16 protein-coding genes are annotated in these 16,230 nt (G+C 74.8%); 15 read left to right on the forward strand and 1 reads right to left on the reverse strand.

All coding sequences use genetic code 11. The features are described 5' to 3' along the window. The first annotated feature begins 20 nt into the window (after window positions 1-20). From LG396_RS04005 to LG396_RS04055, 11 genes are all read left to right on the forward strand, one after another. Window positions 21-1,133 carry a ParA family protein gene (locus LG396_RS04005; RefSeq protein ID WP_225793564.1) on the forward strand — a complete coding sequence of 371 codons (1,113 nt, stop codon included), beginning with the start codon at window positions 21-23 and terminating at the stop codon, window positions 1,131-1,133. Beyond that, on the forward strand, window positions 1,130-2,446 hold the full coding sequence (locus LG396_RS04010; protein WP_026276586.1) for a TadA family conjugal transfer-associated ATPase: 1,317 nt from the start codon (window positions 1,130-1,132) through the stop codon (window positions 2,444-2,446). The genes LG396_RS04005 and LG396_RS04010 overlap by 4 nt, the downstream gene beginning before the upstream one ends. Window positions 2,447-2,452: 6 nt before the next feature. After that, complete coding sequence (locus LG396_RS04015) at window positions 2,453-3,373, forward strand: type II secretion system F family protein (RefSeq protein ID WP_018839446.1); 921 nt, start codon at window positions 2,453-2,455, stop codon at window positions 3,371-3,373. Next, entirely contained in the window at window positions 3,373-4,317 is a 945-nt protein-coding gene (locus LG396_RS04020; RefSeq protein ID WP_037745433.1) for a type II secretion system F family protein, read from the forward strand. Before LG396_RS04015 ends, LG396_RS04020 begins: the two co-directional genes overlap by 1 nt. A 38-nt stretch (window positions 4,318-4,355) precedes the next feature. After that, window positions 4,356-4,604: a hypothetical protein gene (locus LG396_RS04025; RefSeq protein WP_018839448.1), complete on the forward strand. Its 249-nt coding sequence runs from the start codon at window positions 4,356-4,358 to the stop codon at window positions 4,602-4,604. Between the two features lie 42 nt (window positions 4,605-4,646). Then, window positions 4,647-5,156, forward strand: coding sequence for a TadE family protein (locus tag LG396_RS04030; protein ID WP_225793565.1), 510 nt, complete (start codon window positions 4,647-4,649; stop codon window positions 5,154-5,156). Between the two features lie 139 nt (window positions 5,157-5,295). Further along, the gene (locus tag LG396_RS04035; RefSeq protein WP_018839450.1) at window positions 5,296-5,691 is read left to right on the forward strand and encodes a TadE family protein; all 396 of its coding nucleotides are present in this window, start codon (window positions 5,296-5,298) and stop codon (window positions 5,689-5,691) included. Beyond that, a complete protein-coding gene (locus LG396_RS04040; RefSeq protein WP_225793567.1) occupies window positions 5,688-6,182 on the forward strand; it encodes a TadE/TadG family type IV pilus assembly protein in 495 nt (164 codons plus the stop codon). The genes LG396_RS04035 and LG396_RS04040 overlap by 4 nt, the downstream gene beginning before the upstream one ends. Window positions 6,183-6,225: 43 nt before the next feature. Further along, window positions 6,226-6,567 carry a hypothetical protein gene (locus LG396_RS04045; RefSeq protein ID WP_225793568.1) on the forward strand — a complete coding sequence of 114 codons (342 nt, stop codon included), beginning with the start codon at window positions 6,226-6,228 and terminating at the stop codon, window positions 6,565-6,567. Window positions 6,568-6,717: 150 nt separating this feature from the next. After that, a complete protein-coding gene (locus LG396_RS04050) occupies window positions 6,718-7,080 on the forward strand; it encodes an SH3 domain-containing protein (RefSeq protein ID WP_037745442.1) in 363 nt (120 codons plus the stop codon). Window positions 7,081-7,392: 312 nt separating this feature from the next. Further along, the gene (locus tag LG396_RS04055) at window positions 7,393-10,455 is read left to right on the forward strand and encodes a LysM peptidoglycan-binding domain-containing protein (RefSeq protein ID WP_225793569.1); all 3,063 of its coding nucleotides are present in this window, start codon (window positions 7,393-7,395) and stop codon (window positions 10,453-10,455) included. 285 nt (window positions 10,456-10,740) lie between these two features. On the opposite strand, the gene LG396_RS04060 is transcribed toward LG396_RS04055, so the two are convergent. After that, entirely contained in the window at window positions 10,741-11,436 is a 696-nt protein-coding gene (locus tag LG396_RS04060; protein WP_026276588.1) for a bifunctional DNA primase/polymerase, read from the reverse strand. 193 nt (window positions 11,437-11,629) lie between these two features. Here LG396_RS04060 and LG396_RS04065 point away from each other — a divergent pair, with 193 nt between their 5' ends. The 4 genes from LG396_RS04065 (at window position 11,630) to purU (ending at window position 16,200) form a co-directional block, all read left to right on the forward strand. Next, on the forward strand, window positions 11,630-13,165 hold the full coding sequence (locus LG396_RS04065) for an NsdA family TPR-like regulatory protein (protein WP_225793570.1): 1,536 nt from the start codon (window positions 11,630-11,632) through the stop codon (window positions 13,163-13,165). 39 nt (window positions 13,166-13,204) lie between these two features. Next, window positions 13,205-14,803 (forward strand): hypothetical protein, encoded by a 1,599-nt coding sequence (locus tag LG396_RS04070; RefSeq protein WP_225793571.1) that lies wholly within the window; start codon window positions 13,205-13,207, stop codon window positions 14,801-14,803. Between the two features lie 89 nt (window positions 14,804-14,892). Further along, window positions 14,893-15,330 (forward strand): SCO4402 family protein, encoded by a 438-nt coding sequence (locus LG396_RS04075; protein ID WP_018839458.1) that lies wholly within the window; start codon window positions 14,893-14,895, stop codon window positions 15,328-15,330. A gap of 21 nt (window positions 15,331-15,351) precedes the next feature. After that, entirely contained in the window at window positions 15,352-16,200 is an 849-nt protein-coding gene (gene purU, locus LG396_RS04080) for a formyltetrahydrofolate deformylase (RefSeq protein WP_225793572.1), read from the forward strand. The last annotated feature ends 30 nt before the right edge of the window (window positions 16,201-16,230 follow it).

The following is a 16,230-nucleotide window of genomic DNA, read 5'->3' on the forward strand; positions in this document are numbered from 1 at the left end:
CGGGAGCGAGGGAACTCACCATGGCGCTGATCGCAGTCGCGGCCGACAAGGGCGCGCCCGGCGTGACGACGACCGCCGTCGCGCTGGCCGCCGTCTGGCCCCGGCGTGCGCTGCTCGCCGAGGCGGACCCGGCGGGCGGCGACCTCGTCTACCGCTCGGTCGGGCAGAACGGCAGCTCACTCGACCCGAACACCGGCATGCTGTCGCTGGCCGCCACCGCCCGCCGCGGCATCGCCGCGGAGCAGCTGTGGGACCACGCGCAGCCGATGTCCGGCGGGCTCGACGTCATCGTCGGCCTCGGCAACTCCGACCAGTCCGCCGGCCTCACCCGCCTCTGGCCCACGCTGGGCCGGGCGTTCGCCGCCCTCGCCGAGTCGCCGCACGGCGGCGCGGACGTGATCGCCGACTGCGGGCGCGTCGGCGTGGACTCGGGGACCGTCGAGCTGTTCTCGCACGCCGCGCTGGTGCTGCTGGTGGCCCGCGCGCTGCCCGAGCAGATCGCGCGGGTACGGGACCGGGCGTCGTCCCTGTCCGCGCGGCTGCACGGCACGCAGCGCGGCGCGGCGGCGCTGGGCACGCCGCTGATCGGCGTGCTGCTGGTCACCGAGCCGTCCGGCGCCGCGAAGGTCGCCGCGCAGGTCAACGACATGCTCACGGCGTCGCAGTCCGGCGCCCGGGTGCTCGGGGTGGTCGCGGACGACCTCGCGGGCGCCGAGCAGTTGGCGGGGCGGCGGCGCGGGCGCGCGGAGAAGTCGATGCTCGTACGCTCCATCCGCAAGGTCGCCAGCGACCTGCACCAGAACTTCGGCACCTCGCTGCTGGCCGAGCCGGCGGCCGCGGGCGCACCGCAGGCGCCGTACGGCGGCGGGGCGCCGCAGGCACCGTACGGCGGCGGCACCCCGGCCCAGGGGACGGGCGCCGTACCGCAGCAGGGCCACCCCGCCCAGCCGGGCCGGCCCGGACACCCGGCGCAGCAGCCCCACGGCCAGCAGCCCCCGGCGCCGGGCCAGCCCGGCCAGCCCGCCGCCCCCGGTCAGCACCCCGCCTACGGCGCCCCCGGCACCAACCCCGGCGCCAACCCCGGCCCGGGCACCGCGCAGGGCCCCGGCCCCCGCCATGGAGCCGCCCGATGACCAGCGGACCCGCAGTGGACCACGGCCTCGTCAAGCGCTTCCGCCAGGAAGCCGGCGACCGGATAGCCCGCCAGCGCCACGAGGACCAACTCGCCGGCGTCACCCCCATGTCCGCCGAGGACGAGCGGCACTTCGCCCGCGCCGTCATCGCGCAGATCCTGGAGGACTACGCCCGCGCCGAGATCAACTACGGCCGCACGCCGCTGGACGCCGAGACCGAGGAGGCGTACGCGGCGGCCGTGCACGCGGCCCTCTTCGGCGTCGGCCGGCTGCAGCCGCTGCTGGACGACCCCGAGGTCGAGAACATCGACATCAACGGCTTCGACCACGTCTTCGTCGGCTACGCCGACGGCCGCGAGGCCAAGGTCGATCCGGTGGCCGAGAGCGACGAGGAACTCGTCGAGCTCATCCAGATACTGGGCGCCTACTCCGGCCTGTCCTCCCGGCCGTTCGACTCCGCCAACCCGCAGCTCGACCTGCGCCTGCCCGACGGCTCCCGGCTCTCTGCGGTCATGGACGTCACCCGCCGCCCGGCGCTGTCCATCCGCCGTGCCCGCCTCGGCAAGGTGTTCCTCCCGGACCTCGTCGGCAACGCGACGATCTCCGCGGAGCTGGGCTCGTTCCTCACCTGCGCGGTGCGGGCCCGCAAGAACATCATGATCGCCGGCGCCACCAACGCCGGGAAGACGACGCTGCTGCGTGCGCTGGCCAACGAGATCCCCGCCCCCGAGCGGCTGATCACGGTGGAGCGCGCGCTGGAGCTGGGCCTGGACCAGTTCCCCGAGCTGCACCCCAACGTGGTCGCGTTCGAGGAGCGGCTGCCCAACTCCGAGGGCCACGGCGCCATCACGATGGCCGAGCTGGTGCGCAGGTCGCTGCGTATGAACCCGTCCCGCGTCATCGTCGGCGAGGTGCTCGGCGACGAGATCGTCACCATGCTGAACGCGATGTCGCAGGGCAACGACGGCTCGCTGTCCACGATCCACGCCAACAGCTCCTCCGAGGTGTTCAACCGCATCTCGACGTACGCACTCCAGGCCAGCGAGCGGCTGCCGGTCGAGGCGAGCCAGATGCTGGTCGCCGGCGCCATCGACTTCGTCGTCTTCATCGAGCGCCGCAACCTCTACCACCAGGGCGGCGGCCTCCAGCGCTCGGTCACCTCGGTGCGCGAGGTCAACGGCGTGGACGGCCGCGTGATGTCGTCCGAGGTCTTCAAGGAGGGCCCGGACGGACTGCTGCACCCGCACGCGCCGATCCACTGCATCGACGAGCTCATTCCGTTCGGATACCAGCCCAGCGGGGATTGGAGGTAGCGGCTCATGAACGGCTCGGTCTTCTCCGTCACGATGGGCTACGGGCTGCTCGCCGGCGCGGTGATCGGCGGCGGTGTCGCGCTGCTCATCGTGGCGATCCGCGGCCTGCCGGCGAAGCCGGAGCACGAGAAGCAGCAGGAGGGCGAACGGGCCGCGGAGCTGGTGCGGTTCGCCAGCCAGCGGGCGACGCTCGCCGCGGTCGCCGGGCTGCTGGTGCTGCTGCTGACCCGCTGGCCGGTCGCCGGCCTGGCCACCGGCGTGCTGGTGGCGTTCTGGGACAAGCTCTTCGGCGGCGCCGCCGCCGAGCGGCTGGCGATGAAGCGGGTCGAGGCGCTGGCCCAGTGGACGGAGTCGCTGCGCGACACGATCGCCGGCGCGGTCGGCCTGGAGCAGGCCATTCCGGCCTCCGCCCGGGCCTCGGCGCCCGCGCTGCGGCCGCATCTGGACGCGATGGTCGACCGGTTGCGCTCCCGTACGCCCCTGCCGGACGCCCTGCAGCACCTCGCCGACGACCTCGACGACGCCTCGGCCGACCTGATCATCGCGGCCCTGATCCTCAACGCCCGGCTGCGCGGCCCCGGTCTGCGCGAGGTGCTGGGCGCGCTGGCGAAGTCGGCGCGCGAGGAGGTCGACATGCGCCAGCGCGTGATGGCGCAGCGCGCCTCCACGCGGCGCAGCGTGCAGATCGTCGTCAGCGTCTCGGTGGCGTTCGTGCTCGGCCTGTCGGTCTTCAACCGCGGCTTCGTCGAGCCGTACGGCTCGCCGGTCGGCCAGGCGGTTCTGGCCTGCGTCTGCGGGCTGTTCGCGGCCGGCTTCTGGTGGCTGCGCAAGCTGTCGACGATCGAGACGCCCGAGCGCTTCCTGGCCGGCGCGAAGCAGCAGCCGCAGCAGGTCGCCTTCGTCCGGCCGCGTGAGGAGGTCTCCTGATGGAGTTCCAGGGTGCGGACACACTGACGTACTCCGTCGTCATCGGCGCGGTGATGGGCCTGGGCATCTACCTGCTCGTACGGGCCATCGCCCCCGGCCGCCGCGGCGCCGTCGCGACGGTCGCGCGGGTCGACGCGATGCGCGCCCGCGGCTCCGGCCGGACGACGACGTCCTCGCCGCACCAGAAGGAGGAAGGGCGCTTCGGGGGGCTGCGCGCGCAGGTGGGGGAGCGGGCCGCGGAGTTCTACCTGCGGCAGGGCTGGGAGCAGCGCTCGCTCCGCTCCGACCTGGCGGTGCTGGACCGGTCCTGGGAGAGCTTCCTGGCGACGAAGGTGCTGCTGTCCGCGGTGGGGCTGGTCTTCGGCCCCGGCGTGTACGCGCTGATCTCGGTGGCCGGCTTCGGCCTGAACCCGGTCATCCCGGTCTGGCTCGCGCTGGTCGCCGCCCTGCTCTTCTTCCTCCTGCCCGACCTGGAGGTACGCAGGGACGCCGCCGACAAGCGCAAGGACCTGCGCCGCGTGGTGGGCGCGTACCTGGACCTGGTGGCGATGAACCTGGCGGGCGGGCGCGGCCTGCCCGAGGCCCTGATGGCCGCGGCCGACATCAGCGACGGCTGGGCCCTGCGCAGGGTGCGCAACGCACTTGCCGACGCCCGGATCACCGGCACCAGCCAGTGGCAGGCGCTCGGCAATCTCGGCGACGAGCTGGGGATCGAAGAGCTGAAGGACCTGTCGGCGTCGCTGGCACTGGTCTCCGACGACGGCGCGAAGGTGCGCGAGTCGCTGGCGTCCAGGGCGGAGACCATGAGACATCGCGAGCTTGCCGAAATCGAGGGGGCGGCAGGCGAGAAGTCGCAGTCCATGCTCGTCGCACAACTACTGCTGTGCGCCGGGTTCCTGGTCTTCCTGGTCTATCCCGCGGCCATCCGCGTGCTGCAGGTCTGAGTCATCCCCCCGCTACGCAGAGAGGACGTAACGACGTCATGAAGAACCGCTTCACCAGCACCGGACACCCGACGATCGACTTCCTGGTCACCTTCCTGCGCGGCCGCGTGGAGCGGGCCCGCTCGGGCGAACTGGACCGCGGCGCCTCCGCCGTGGAGTGGGTGATCATCTCCGCCATCGTGGTGGCGATCGTCAGCGCGGTCGCCGTCATCATCAACCGCGCGCTGAGCGACGGTGCGTCGGATGTGGAGGACTGCATCCAGAACGCCGGCGCCGACGGCTGCTGAGCCGGCGGCTGACGGGGCGGGCTCACGGGTGGGTTGACGATCATGACGACGACGACACGGCGGCAGGCGCCGGCGTGGCTGCGGCGCAGGCTCGACGCCTGCCGCGGCGACGGCGGCGGCGGTGACACGGGGCCGGGCAGCGGCCGGCACGGCGTGGGCGGAGGCGACCGCGGCATGTCCGCGATCGAGTTCGTGCTGCTCACCCCCGTGCTGTACTTCATGATCTTCGCCACCGTGCAGTTCGGGCTGTACTTCTTCGCCGACCACGTCGCGCAGGCGACGGCGCAGCACGGGGCGCGCGAGGCGCGCAGGACCGCCGAGTCGAACCCGGGCGGCTGGCAGGGCCTGGCCCGGCAGGCGGCGCATGATCGGCTGAACACGGTCGGCCCGAAGCTGCTCACCAGCCCGGACATCCGGGTGTACGAGGGCGCGGACGACCGGGTCGGGGTGGAGGTGGAGGGCGATGTGGTCAACGTCTTCCCGTTCATCGACCTCAAGGCGCGGGCGGAGTCGGAGGGGCCGATCGAGCGGTTCGTACCGGACTTGGGATGACGGGGGACGGGGACGCATGGCTGTGAACGGGGCGCGCGGCGACCTGGGTGAGCACGGGGCCCGGGCGCCGGAGGGACCGGGAGAGCCGGGGGAGCAGGGGGAGCCGGGCGGGCGCCGTGACCTCCGGTCCGACCGGGGGGTGACGACCATCGAGGTGGTGATCCTTGCCCCGGTGATGTTCCTCTTTATCCTCGTCCTCGTCGCGTTCGGCCAGTTGGTCGACGGCCGCGGCGGGGTCGACGGCGCGGCGCGCGACGCCGTACGGGCCGCGTCCTTGCAGCGCACCGTCGGCGAGGCGCAGCGCGCCGCGCAGCGGGCGGCGGAGTCGCAGCTGGAGGGCGATGTGTGCACGGGCCCGGTGGACGTGGACCTGTCGGGGGACTTCGCGCCGCCGGAGCCGGGCGAGGCGAGCAGCATCATCACGGTCGAGGTGACCTGCGAGGTGAAGGGCCTGGGGATGCTGGGCCTGGACATCGACCCGCGGATGACGGGCTCGTCGTCCGCGCCGCTCGACCCGTACAGGAGGGCGGCATGAGGCGCGTACGGACCCTGGCCGCGCGGCTGCGCGACGGCCTTGCGCGGCGGTCGGACCGGCTGGACGAGCGGGGCTCGGGCGCGGGCGCGGTCATCATCTTCGCGTTCCTGTTCATGGCGCTGGCGGCGTTCGTCGTCGACGGCGGCCTGGCGATCTCGCAGCGCGAGCGGGCCGCGGACATCGCCGAGCAGGCGGCCAGGTACGCGGCGCAGGACACGGACAAGGAGGCGCTGTACGAGGGCCAGACCGAGTTCGAGGCTCCGATCCGGCACGAGAACTGCAACCGCCGGGTGCAGGAGTTCATGGCCCACGTGACGGTCCAGAACGGCGACGTCGAGTCCGCGACGTGCAAGGCAAAGGGCGAGACCTTCGTCGAGGTCGAGGTCGTCCTCAGCTACCGCCCGCTGCTGACGGGCCTGGCCCTCAGCGGGCCCCTGGAAGCCACCGGCAAGGCCCGCGCCGAACCCCGCACGGAGGTCGGCGAGCCGTAGGCCGCGCACGTCCGGCGGATCCGAGACCCGAGAGGCAGAGCCTGTGAATGAGCCCGAGCACGTCTTCGACCAGGTGCAGATCGGCAAGGGCCTGCGCCCCCTGGCGCAGCACGGCACGATCACCGTGGACAACGGCACGCTGAACCTCTTCGACTCGAACGGGCAGATCATCGACAGCGGTCCGGTGGCGGTGGCGGGCGCCGCCATGGTGCGCTTCACGCGCGGCAAGACCGTGGCACTGACGCTGAACGGCACCAAGTACAACGTCTCGCCCGGCTGGGGCAACCATGTCGGCACGATGGTGCTCCCGGGCACGACCGGCGACGTCAAGGACGCGGCCGCGCTGCTGGTGCACCTCGTGGAGACCGCCGGCGGCCCCGCGTAGCGGGGGCTGTGGGCCGTACGCGGGAGGCCGTCCTGCCAATCGGGGGAAATAGCCCCTCCTCGGCGAGCTACGCCCCAGACATCGGTCAGATAGTCATACAAACCGGACCGAGGCGACCGCCTCACTCCGATCGACTGTCAAGGGGCATCTGTGCTGAAGAGAACGAAGACCGCCGTCGCGCTCACCGCGGGAGCCATGGCGCTGGGGCTGCTGGGCGCGGCCCCCGTCGCCGCCACCACGGCGGGCCACACGCCCGCGATGAAGACCTGGGACGACTGGAGCCACTCGCAGCGCGGCGTGGTGATCGCCAAGCCCGGCATCCTGATCCGCTCGCAGCCCACCACGGCCTCGCACGAGAAGGGCTTCATCCCGCGCGGCGAGATCGTCTGGATCGACTGCAAGGTCGACGGCCAGGACGTGTGGGGCAACGCCATCTGGTACAAGATCAGCTCCCACAACGGCTTCATCGCCGCGCGCTACGTCAAGAACGTGGACCACATCCCGTACTGCTGACCGCGCGCGGGCACTGCCCGTACGCCCGGGCCGCCGGGGCCGCACCGCAGAACGCGGGGCGGCGCCGGCGGCCTTGCCGTGCGCGCGGGCCCGCCGCCGCCCCCCTCATGCTGCTCTGCCACCGTGCGCTGCACGGCCGCGGTGACGAGGTCGTGACGATGCAGTCACCTGCCTGGGCTCGACCCCCAAAACGGCCTTCGGTAACGTCAGGTGGGCAAGTACGGGGACGCCGCCCAGCGGCCTGCGCGCGAAACGCGCGCATCAGGGGGTCGCGGTCCGCGCCGCGCCGACCGGGAGGGCTCAGGACCAGCGATGGCACGCAGCAGTGCGAACAGGACTCCGGTACCGGTACGCATCCAGCGCCGTACCTTCGGCGACGTCATCAAGGCGTTCTTCGCCTTCCTCGCGCTCGTGGTCCTCGTCGTCGGCGTACCGGGCGCGCTCGCCTACTTCATCGGCTGGCCGCTGCCCGACTCCGCGCCCTCCGTCAGCATGCTCAACGAGGACGTGACCGCCGACGTCTTCGTCAAGGTCTTCGCGGTCGTCGTCTGGCTGGCCTGGGCGCAGTTCGCCGCCTGCGTGCTCGTCGAGGCCAGGGCCGCCGTCTCCGGGATGGGCATGCCGGGCCGGGTGCCGGGCTCCGGCGCCAGCCAGGCGCTCGCCCGCCAGCTCGTCGCCGCCGTGCTGCTGCTCACGGCCAGCGCCGCCAGCTTCGCGCCCGGCCTCTCCGACCTCGGCCAGCAGCTCGACCAGCACAAGCAGCCGCCGGTCGCCGCCGCCCAGCAGACCCCGGGCCAGCAGGTCGACACCGCCAGGCCCGCCGTGGACGTGGAGACGCCCCGGGGCCAGGGCGCCGGCGGCGAGGTGCAGAAGGACACCCGCGAACAGGCCGAGCGGGACACGAAGTTCTACCGCATCCAGCCGCCCGAGGGCCGCCACCACGACTCGCTGTGGGAGATCGCGGAACGCCACCTGGGCGACGGCCGCCGCTACGGCGAGATCTACCAGCTCAACAAGGACCGCATCCAGCCCGACGGCTCCAAGCTCAGCCAGGCCAGCCTCATCCGCCCCGGCTGGATCATGGAGATGCCCGCGGACGCGCAGGGCGGCGACCTGGTCGAGATGCCCGACGAGCGCAACGAGGTGTCCAAGTCCGAGGCCGAGCAGATCAACGAGTACGACAGGTCCAGCCCCACGCTCGACGAGCGCGACAAGGGCGGTGACGACCGGCAGGCCACCTCCGGCCGCGGCGAGCGCCTCGTGCCCGACACCCCGGCCGTCGACCGCGACGGCGGCGACCGCGGCGGCGAGCAGTCGGTCCAGCAGGTCCCCACCCGCGAGAGCGACGGCGGCGGCACCGGCACGGACTCCGGCGACCGCGGCGACCGCGGCGACCAGGCGGTCCCCGAGGTGCACAGCGACGGCGGCGGCATCGGCCTGCCGGAGGTGCTCATCGCCGCGCCGCTGCTCGCCGCCGGCGTGCTCGGCGCGCTGAGCCGGCGGCGCCGGCAGGCGCTGTGGCAGGCGGCGTTCCAGAGCGGCGGCGCCGGCCGTACGGGCGCGGAGCCCACCGGGCGCGCCGCGCTGGCCCGCGACGCGCTGCTCGTCGGTGCCGACCCCGGCGGCGTGCGGTTCCTCGACCGCGCCCTGCGCGGCCTGTCCGCGTCGCTGACCGAGGCCGCCCGCCCGCTGCCCACCATCTACGCCGCCTGGCTGACCGAGGCCGACCTGTACCTGCAGCTCGCCGGTGTGGCCGGCGAGCCGCCCGCCCCGTGGCGCACCGGGCAGGACCAGACGTTCTGGCGCATCGACCGCGCCGACATCGAGGGCTACCCGCAGCCCGAGGAGGGCGGCGACGCCGCCGCCCCGTACCCCGGCCTCGCCAGCCTCGGCACCCGCGAGGAGGCCCGGCTGCTGCTCAACCTGGAGGCCGTCCCCGGCATTGCCGCGGTCAAGGGCGCCCCCGCGGACCGGCTCGCCGTGCTGTCGTCGATCGCCGCGGAGCTGGCCACCAACGGCTGGTCGGACCGGATGTCGGTGACCGTCGTCGGCTTCGGCGAGCGGCTGACGGAGCTGGCGCCGACGCGCGTGCGCTACCTGGAGGACGTGCCGGCGCTCATCGAGGTCATGGAGGCCGAGTCCGCGCAGCGCGCCAACGCGCTGGGCAACGCGGGCCACGACAGCGTGCTCACCGGCCGCGCCGGGCAGACGGGGCGTACGCAGTGGGCGCCGCACCTCGTCCTCGTCGCCACCGAGCCCACCGCCGCCGAGGCCGACCAGCTCGCGCACCTCGCGGGCGGCTCCTCGCGCCTGGGCATCGGCTACCTCGTCGGTACCGGCCAGGAGGAACTGAGCGGCGCCTCCTGGGAGTTCGAGATCACCCGCGACGGGCGGCTGCGCGCCCCGCTGCTGGGCCTGGAGCTGGCCGCGCAGCGGCTGCCGCAGGAGCAGCACGAGGCGCTCGTGGAGCTCTTCTCGCAGGTGGAGGTCGAAGGCGCGGCGACCAGCGGCACGGACGGACGCGGGATCTCCGTCACGCGCGCGGCGGGCGAGGTCGGCTTCACCGTGGACCTGTCGGAGCAGGGGCGGCCCGCGGTGTACGCGCGGCTGCTCGGCTCGTACGAGATCGCCGGCCTGACCGAGCCGGACGGCGAGCGCAGCCCGCTGCTGCGCGAGGCGCTGGCGCTGCTGCTGTTCCACCGCGAGGGCGTGCACCCGCAGGTGCTCGCCGCCGCGCTGTGGCCGCGCGGCGTGACAGACGACGTGCGCGACGCCTTCGTCGAGCGGCTGGTCAACTGGCTGGGCCGGGACCCCTCGGGCGCGGCGCGGCTCGCGCCGGACGCGGACGGGCGCCTCGCGCTGTCCACGTCGGTCGTCTCCGACTGGGACGTGCTGCGCACCCTGCACCTCGAAGCGACCGACCCCACCAGGCAGTCGAGCCCGCAGACGCGCGAGCGGCTGCTGAACGACGCGCTGGCGCTGGCCGCGGGCCCGCTGCTCGCGGACCGGCCGCAGGGGCGGTACGGGTGGCTGTCCAACGAGATCGTGGAGGCCCAGCTGCCGCTGCTCGTCGCCGACGCGGGCCTGGCGCTCTCCGCGCTGCGCCGCGAGTCGGGGCAGGCGGACGGCGCGGTCGCGGCGGTGCAGGCGGCGCTGGTCGTCGCGCCGGCGGACGAGCGGCTGTGGAACGAACTGCTGCGCGCCGTCCACGCCACCGGCGACACCGCCCGGCTGGAGGCCACCGCCGCCGACCTGCTCGGCCGCGCGGGCGCCCTGCACGGCGCCCGCGGCCTGCCGCCGCGCACCGAAGCGCTGCTGGACGAACTCCTCCCGGCCTGGCGCGCCCAGGCCGGCTCCGCCGGGGCGGCGAGCTAGCCCCCTGCGGCGGGCCCGGCGGGACGCGGACGGCACCGGCCCGGACGCGGTACGGAGGCCGCATCGCCGGCGTCTGCGTGCGGTGGGGAAGACGCGGGGCAGGGACGGGCCCGGCATGTACGGGCGGCGGGCCGCCGCGTACGCGGCCATCGGCCGCCCGGCGCCTGCGACGCCGGGGGTCGGGCCGCCTTCGTCGGCCGTGCCCCCCGCGGGGAGCGCCTGACGCCCCCATGAACCGCGCCCCCCGCCCGGTGCTCCGGCGGCCCTCCGCCCCGCCCCCGTGCGCTACGCGCTGCGCCGCGGCCCCAGACGGTCCCGGCCGCACGCGTACGCCAGTGTGCTGATCAGGTCGGTCACGTCCGGCAGCCACGGGTCCGACACCGTCGGCCGGCGCAGCCACTGCACCGAGCCGCTCGTCCCGAACCGCGTCGGGGGCGCCGCCGCCCAGTCGCCCTCGCCCCGTACCGCCAGGTCCAGGGCGGCCGACGAGGCGTAGCCCAGCGCGTGCAGTCCGTCGATCACCTTCGCCGTGGCGCCCGGGAGCACGAAGAAGTACATCCGCCGGTCCGGCGCCGCCGCCACCGGCCCCAGTTCCCTGCGCTCCCGTTCCAGCCGCGCCAGCGCCAGGCACCCGGCGCCCTCCGCGATGTCCACGACGTCGAACGCCCGCCCGGTGGGCAGCAGTACCGCCGCCCCTGGGTGCTTCGACCACATGCGGCGCAGGGTGGTGGCGCTGGCCGTAGCGGCTGCCTTCCAGTCGCGCCGCGCGGGGTGCGCGCCCGGCGCGTGGCACGCCGCGTCGCCGCAGGAGCACCGCTGTGCGCCGGTCCCGTCGTCGGTCTCCATCCATGTGCCCGGCACGACGTCCCAGTGCCGGCCCTCCGCGTACCGCAGGGCTGCGGACAGCAGTTCTTCGCTCTGCCCGCGCGGATTCTCTTGTCGGGGTACGTGCGTCGCCTCTGCTCCCAGGGTCTCCTTCACGGACGGCTCAACTCCAGCCGTGAGCAGGGGTTACGGGCCTTCCGGGGGTTCGCCCGCAGCAACGTTGCGGCAGCGGGGCGCACGGATGCGCGGGTGGGGAGCATGGCGTTTTCCGCTTATTTCGCGGGAAATGATCGTCCTGGCGGTTCCGGCAGGAACCGGCCGAGCACGGCCCCCTGAGGGAGGACTACCCATGGCCGCCAGGCCAATCGAGGCACGCACGCCGAACGTACGACTTCAGGTGGTGATCGAAGAGGCCGGCTGCTCCAACGCGGGGCTGGCCCGCCGCGTCAACATGTGCGGCCGCGAACACGGCCTCGACCTGCGCTACGACAAGACCTCCGTGGCCCGCTGGCTGCGCGGTCAGCGCCCCCGCGGCCAGGCGCCCGCGATGATCGCCGAGGCGCTGGGCCGCAAGCTCGGCCGCGCGGTCACCCTGGACGAGGTCGGCATGGCCGACTCCCGGCACTCCGGCACCGCCCTGGGGCTCATCTACGCCCCGACCGTCACCGCCGCCGTCGAGCAGGTCTGCGAGCTGTGGCGCGCCGACGTGGGCCGGCGCGAGGTGCTGACCCGCGCCACCCCGGTGGCCTCCGCGCTCGTCGAGCCCAGCCGCGACTGGCTGATCAGCGCGCCGGGGCCGCCGCTCGCCCGCACCTCGGGGCGGTCCGTCACCCGTACCGACGTCACGGCCGTACGGGAGACCACAGCGACCCTCGCCGCCCTCGACCGCCGGCACGGCAGCGGCCACTACCGGCCGGTGACCGTGCACTACCTCAACTCCGTCGTCTCCGGCCTGCTCGCCGGCCGCTACGACGACGGCGTCGGGCGCGAACTCCTCGCCGCCGCCGCCCGGATGACCGAGCTTGCCGGCGGCATGGCCGCCGACACGGGCCTCCCGGGCGTCGCCCAGCGCTACTACGTCCAGGCCCTGCGCCTCGCCGACGCCGCCGGCGACCGCGCCTTCGGCGGCTACGTCCTGGCCGCCGGCATGAGCAGGCTGGCCGCCACGCTGGGCAACCACCGCGAGGTCGTCCAACTGGCCCGTACCGCCCGGGAGGGCACCCGCGACCGCGTGCCGCCGCGCGCCGAGGCGCTGTTCAGCGCCGCCGAGGCGCGCGGGGCGGCGGGGCTCGGGGACGAGGCGGCGTTCCGGGAGGCGGCGGCGCGGGCGCGGACGGCGCTGGAGCAGGCGGAGTCGAGCGGAACGCGCGGCGGTACGGCGACGGGCGCTGCGGGCCCGACGGCGCCTGCGGGCCCGGCGGGCCCCGCGGGAGCTGCGGGAGTGCCGGGCGTGCCGGGCGGCGCACGGGAGCCCGCGCGCGACCCGGCGCGCGGGCGCGAGCCCGCGTGGCTGGCCCGCTTCGGCCGTCCCGCGCTCGCCTACGAACTGGCCTGTGCCCTGCTCGAACTCGGCCGCTACGAAGCCGCGCAGCGGCGCGCGGAGGAGGCGCTCGCCGGGCTGCCGGAGTCGTCGGCGCGGCTGCGCTGCCTGGCGCTCGCGGCGCTGGGACGGGCGCAGAGCGGGCGGCGCGAGCCGGTGCAGGCGTGCCGGACGGGAACGCGGGCGCTGCGGCTGCTCGACGGGCTCGCCTCGGGCCGCGCGGCGGCCGAACTCGCGCGGCTGGCGCGGAGCCTGGAGCCGTACGAGGCGGAGCCGGCGGTCCGGGAGTTCGCCGCCCGGTGCCATGGGCTGGGCTCTTGGCTCACCGCGGCACCGAGCAGGTAGTGTCCGGACGGTCAGAGTCCGTACCCCTGAGGAGTCCCGTTGACCCACGACGGACACGGCAGCGAGCCCCGGCGCGAGGAGCGCGCGGGAGCGGTGCCCCCCGCGTCGGACGGCGCCGGGCCGCCCCCGGGCGGCGAGCCGTGGTGGGCGCAGGACCCGTCCCCGGCCGCGGCAGCCGCGGAGACCGAGGACGAGTCGACCCAGCAGATACGTCACCTCGGCAACCGTCCGGAGCGCCCGCAGCCCGCGGGCGCCCCCCCGGCCGACCCGCAGCCCTGGCCGCTCCCGGCCACTCCCGGGTCGGCGGGCGCGCCGGGCGGCCCCGGCGCGCTCGGCGGCCCGGAGGCCGCCGCCGCCACGGGCCACCCCACCGCCCCCCGGCCGCCGTACGGCGGCCCTCCGCACCAGCCGCCCGCGGGGCCGCCGCCGGGCGCGGCGGACGACGGGGCCGCGACCCAGCTCATACCCCCGGTCGCCGCCGCACCGCAGCAGAGACCCGGGGACGACGCCGACGCGACGCAGCTCATCCCCCCGCTCCCCGGTCCGTACGAGGGCCCCCTGCCCGGCGCCTACGACCCGCAGGCCGCCGGCGAGCAGCCGCCCCCGCACCCCGGCGCCCCGCCCGTGCAGCCCCCGGCGCAGCCCGCCGGCCAGCCGCCGTTCGCCCCGCCGGCCTTCGACGACGACTCCCCGCGCTCGCGCCGCCACGCGGCGCCGGTGCACACGCAGTTCGAGGGCCTGTTCCGCGACACCCCCGGCGGCCCCGGCGCCCCCGCCGGCGACCCCGGCGCCACGCAGCGGCTCCCCCCGGTCCGCCCCGGCGGACCCGCCGGCCCCGGGCCGGGCGGCCCCGGGGGCAACCCCCCGTACGGCGCCCCGCCCCACGCGCGCAGCCAGCACGCCGCCGGCCCGCCCCCGGGCCCGTACGGCAACGGCCCCGAGGGCCCCGGCGGCCGCTACTACGACGATGACGACGACCGCCGCGGCGGCATCCCCCGCTGGGCCGCCATCGCCATCGGCACCGCCGCATGCGCCGCCGTCGGCATCACCGCCGGCTGGCTCCTCAGCAGCGGCGACGGCGGCGGCGACACCGCCAGCGGCGCCACTCCGAGCGCCAGCGCCGACCAGGACCCGGGCGGCAAGGACGACGGCGGCGGCAAGGACGACGGCGGCGAGAAGCCGGTCAAGGACGACCCCGCCGAGGCGCAGGCCGAGGAGCTGGACGCGCTGCTGGCGGAGAGCAACGACAGCCGCGACGCGGTGATCAGTTCGGTCGCGAACATCCGCGAGTGCAAGGCGCTCGGCAAGGCCGCCAAGGACCTGCGCGACGCGGCCGGCCAGCGCCGCGACCTCGTCTCCCGGCTCTCCGACCTGAGCGTCGACAAGCTCCCGTCCAACGCCGACCTGACGCGCTCCCTGACCGACGCCTGGAACGCCAGCGCCTCCGCCGACGACCACTACGCCGCCTGGGCCGACGCCGCCAAGCGCGGCAAGGGCTGCGGCGGCGGCGGGAACCACCTGTCGGCGGGGAACGCCGCCAGCGGCGACGCCACCACCGCCAAGGAGGAGGCCGCCGGGCTCTGGAACCCGATCGCGGAGAAGTACGGCCTCACGCAGCGCCAGGCGACGCAGCTGTGAGCCCCGCGAACGGCACCGGGAGGGACGCCGGAGGTCCCGTCGGTGAAAGGGCTTCCCGCCGCGACCGCCGTTACTCCACCATGGTGCCCATGCCCATCAACGACATGCCGTGGTGGCGCTGGCGCGCCAATGTGCGCTCCGCGCTGCACATGCTCTCCGACCAGGATTTCCAGCGGGAGTACTGGGCGGCGGGGACGGCGGGGTACGGGGACGTCACCGACGCCGTCTACCGCCTCGTCGAGGACACCTGGCTGGACAACTGGTCGGCGGAGAAGTACGTCGGGACGATCTTCCGCGACTCCCGCGAGGCCGCGCTCGTCGACGTCGCCGTGCTGCGCGTGCTGCGCATCATGCACCAGGTCGGCGCGGATTCGCCGGTCACCGCGTACATGGAGAACCACGCCTGGCCCGAGGCCGTGCGCGCGGCGCGGGAGGCGCACGTACGGCTCGCGGAGAACGACGGCGACGATCCCGACGCCCCGCCGCGCTCCCTGGAGGTGCTGGCGATCATGACGGGCGCCGCCTGACGGGTGTGGGATCGTAGGCCCATGAGCGAGTACGTACTGACGCTGTCCTGCCCGGACAAAAAGGGCATCGTGCATGCAGTCTCCAGTTATCTCTTCATGACGGACTGCAACATCGAGGACAGCCAGCAGTACGGCGACCCCACCACCGGCCTGTTCTTCATGCGGGTGCACTTCTCCGCCGAGTCGCAGGCGAACGTCGAGAAGCTGCGGGCCAGCTTCGCGGCGGTGGCGGAGTCGTGGGCCATGGACTGGCAGATCCACGAGCGGGGCACCAAGATGCGGGTGCTCCTCATGGTCAGCAAGTTCGGGCACTGCCTCAACGACCTGCTGTTCCGCGCCCGCATCGGCGCGCTGCCGGTGGAGATCGCCGCCGTGGTCTCCAACCACACCGACTTCGAGGAGCTGGCCGGCTCCTACGGCGTGCCGTTCCATCACCTGCCGGTCACCAAGGACACCAAGGCGGAGGCGGAGCAGCGGCTGCTGCAGCTGGTCCGGGCCGAGGACGTCGAGCTGGTGGTGCTCGCGCGCTACATGCAGGTGATCTCCGACGACCTGTGCAAGCAGATGGAGGGGCGGATCATCAACATCCACCACTCCTTCCTGCCGAGCTTCAAGGGCGCGAAGCCGTACCACCAGGCGCACGCCCGCGGGGTCAAGCTGATCGGCGCCACCGCGCACTACGTGACCGCGGATCTCGACGAGGGCCCGATCATCGAGCAGGAGGTCGAGCGCGTCGGGCACGAGGTGACGCCGGAGCAGCTGGTGGCGGTCGGCCGGGACGTGGAGTGCCAGGCGCTGGCGCGGGCGGTGAAGTGGCACAGCGAGCACAGGGTGCTGCTGAACGGCACGCGCACGGTGGTCTTCGCGTAGCCGCCGGCACGCCTCCGCCCCGCCGCCGCG

Origin of the sequence: Streptomyces aculeolatus (assembly GCF_020400605.1) — a bacterium.
GTDB lineage: Bacteria > Actinomycetota > Actinomycetes > Streptomycetales > Streptomycetaceae > Streptomyces > Streptomyces aculeolatus.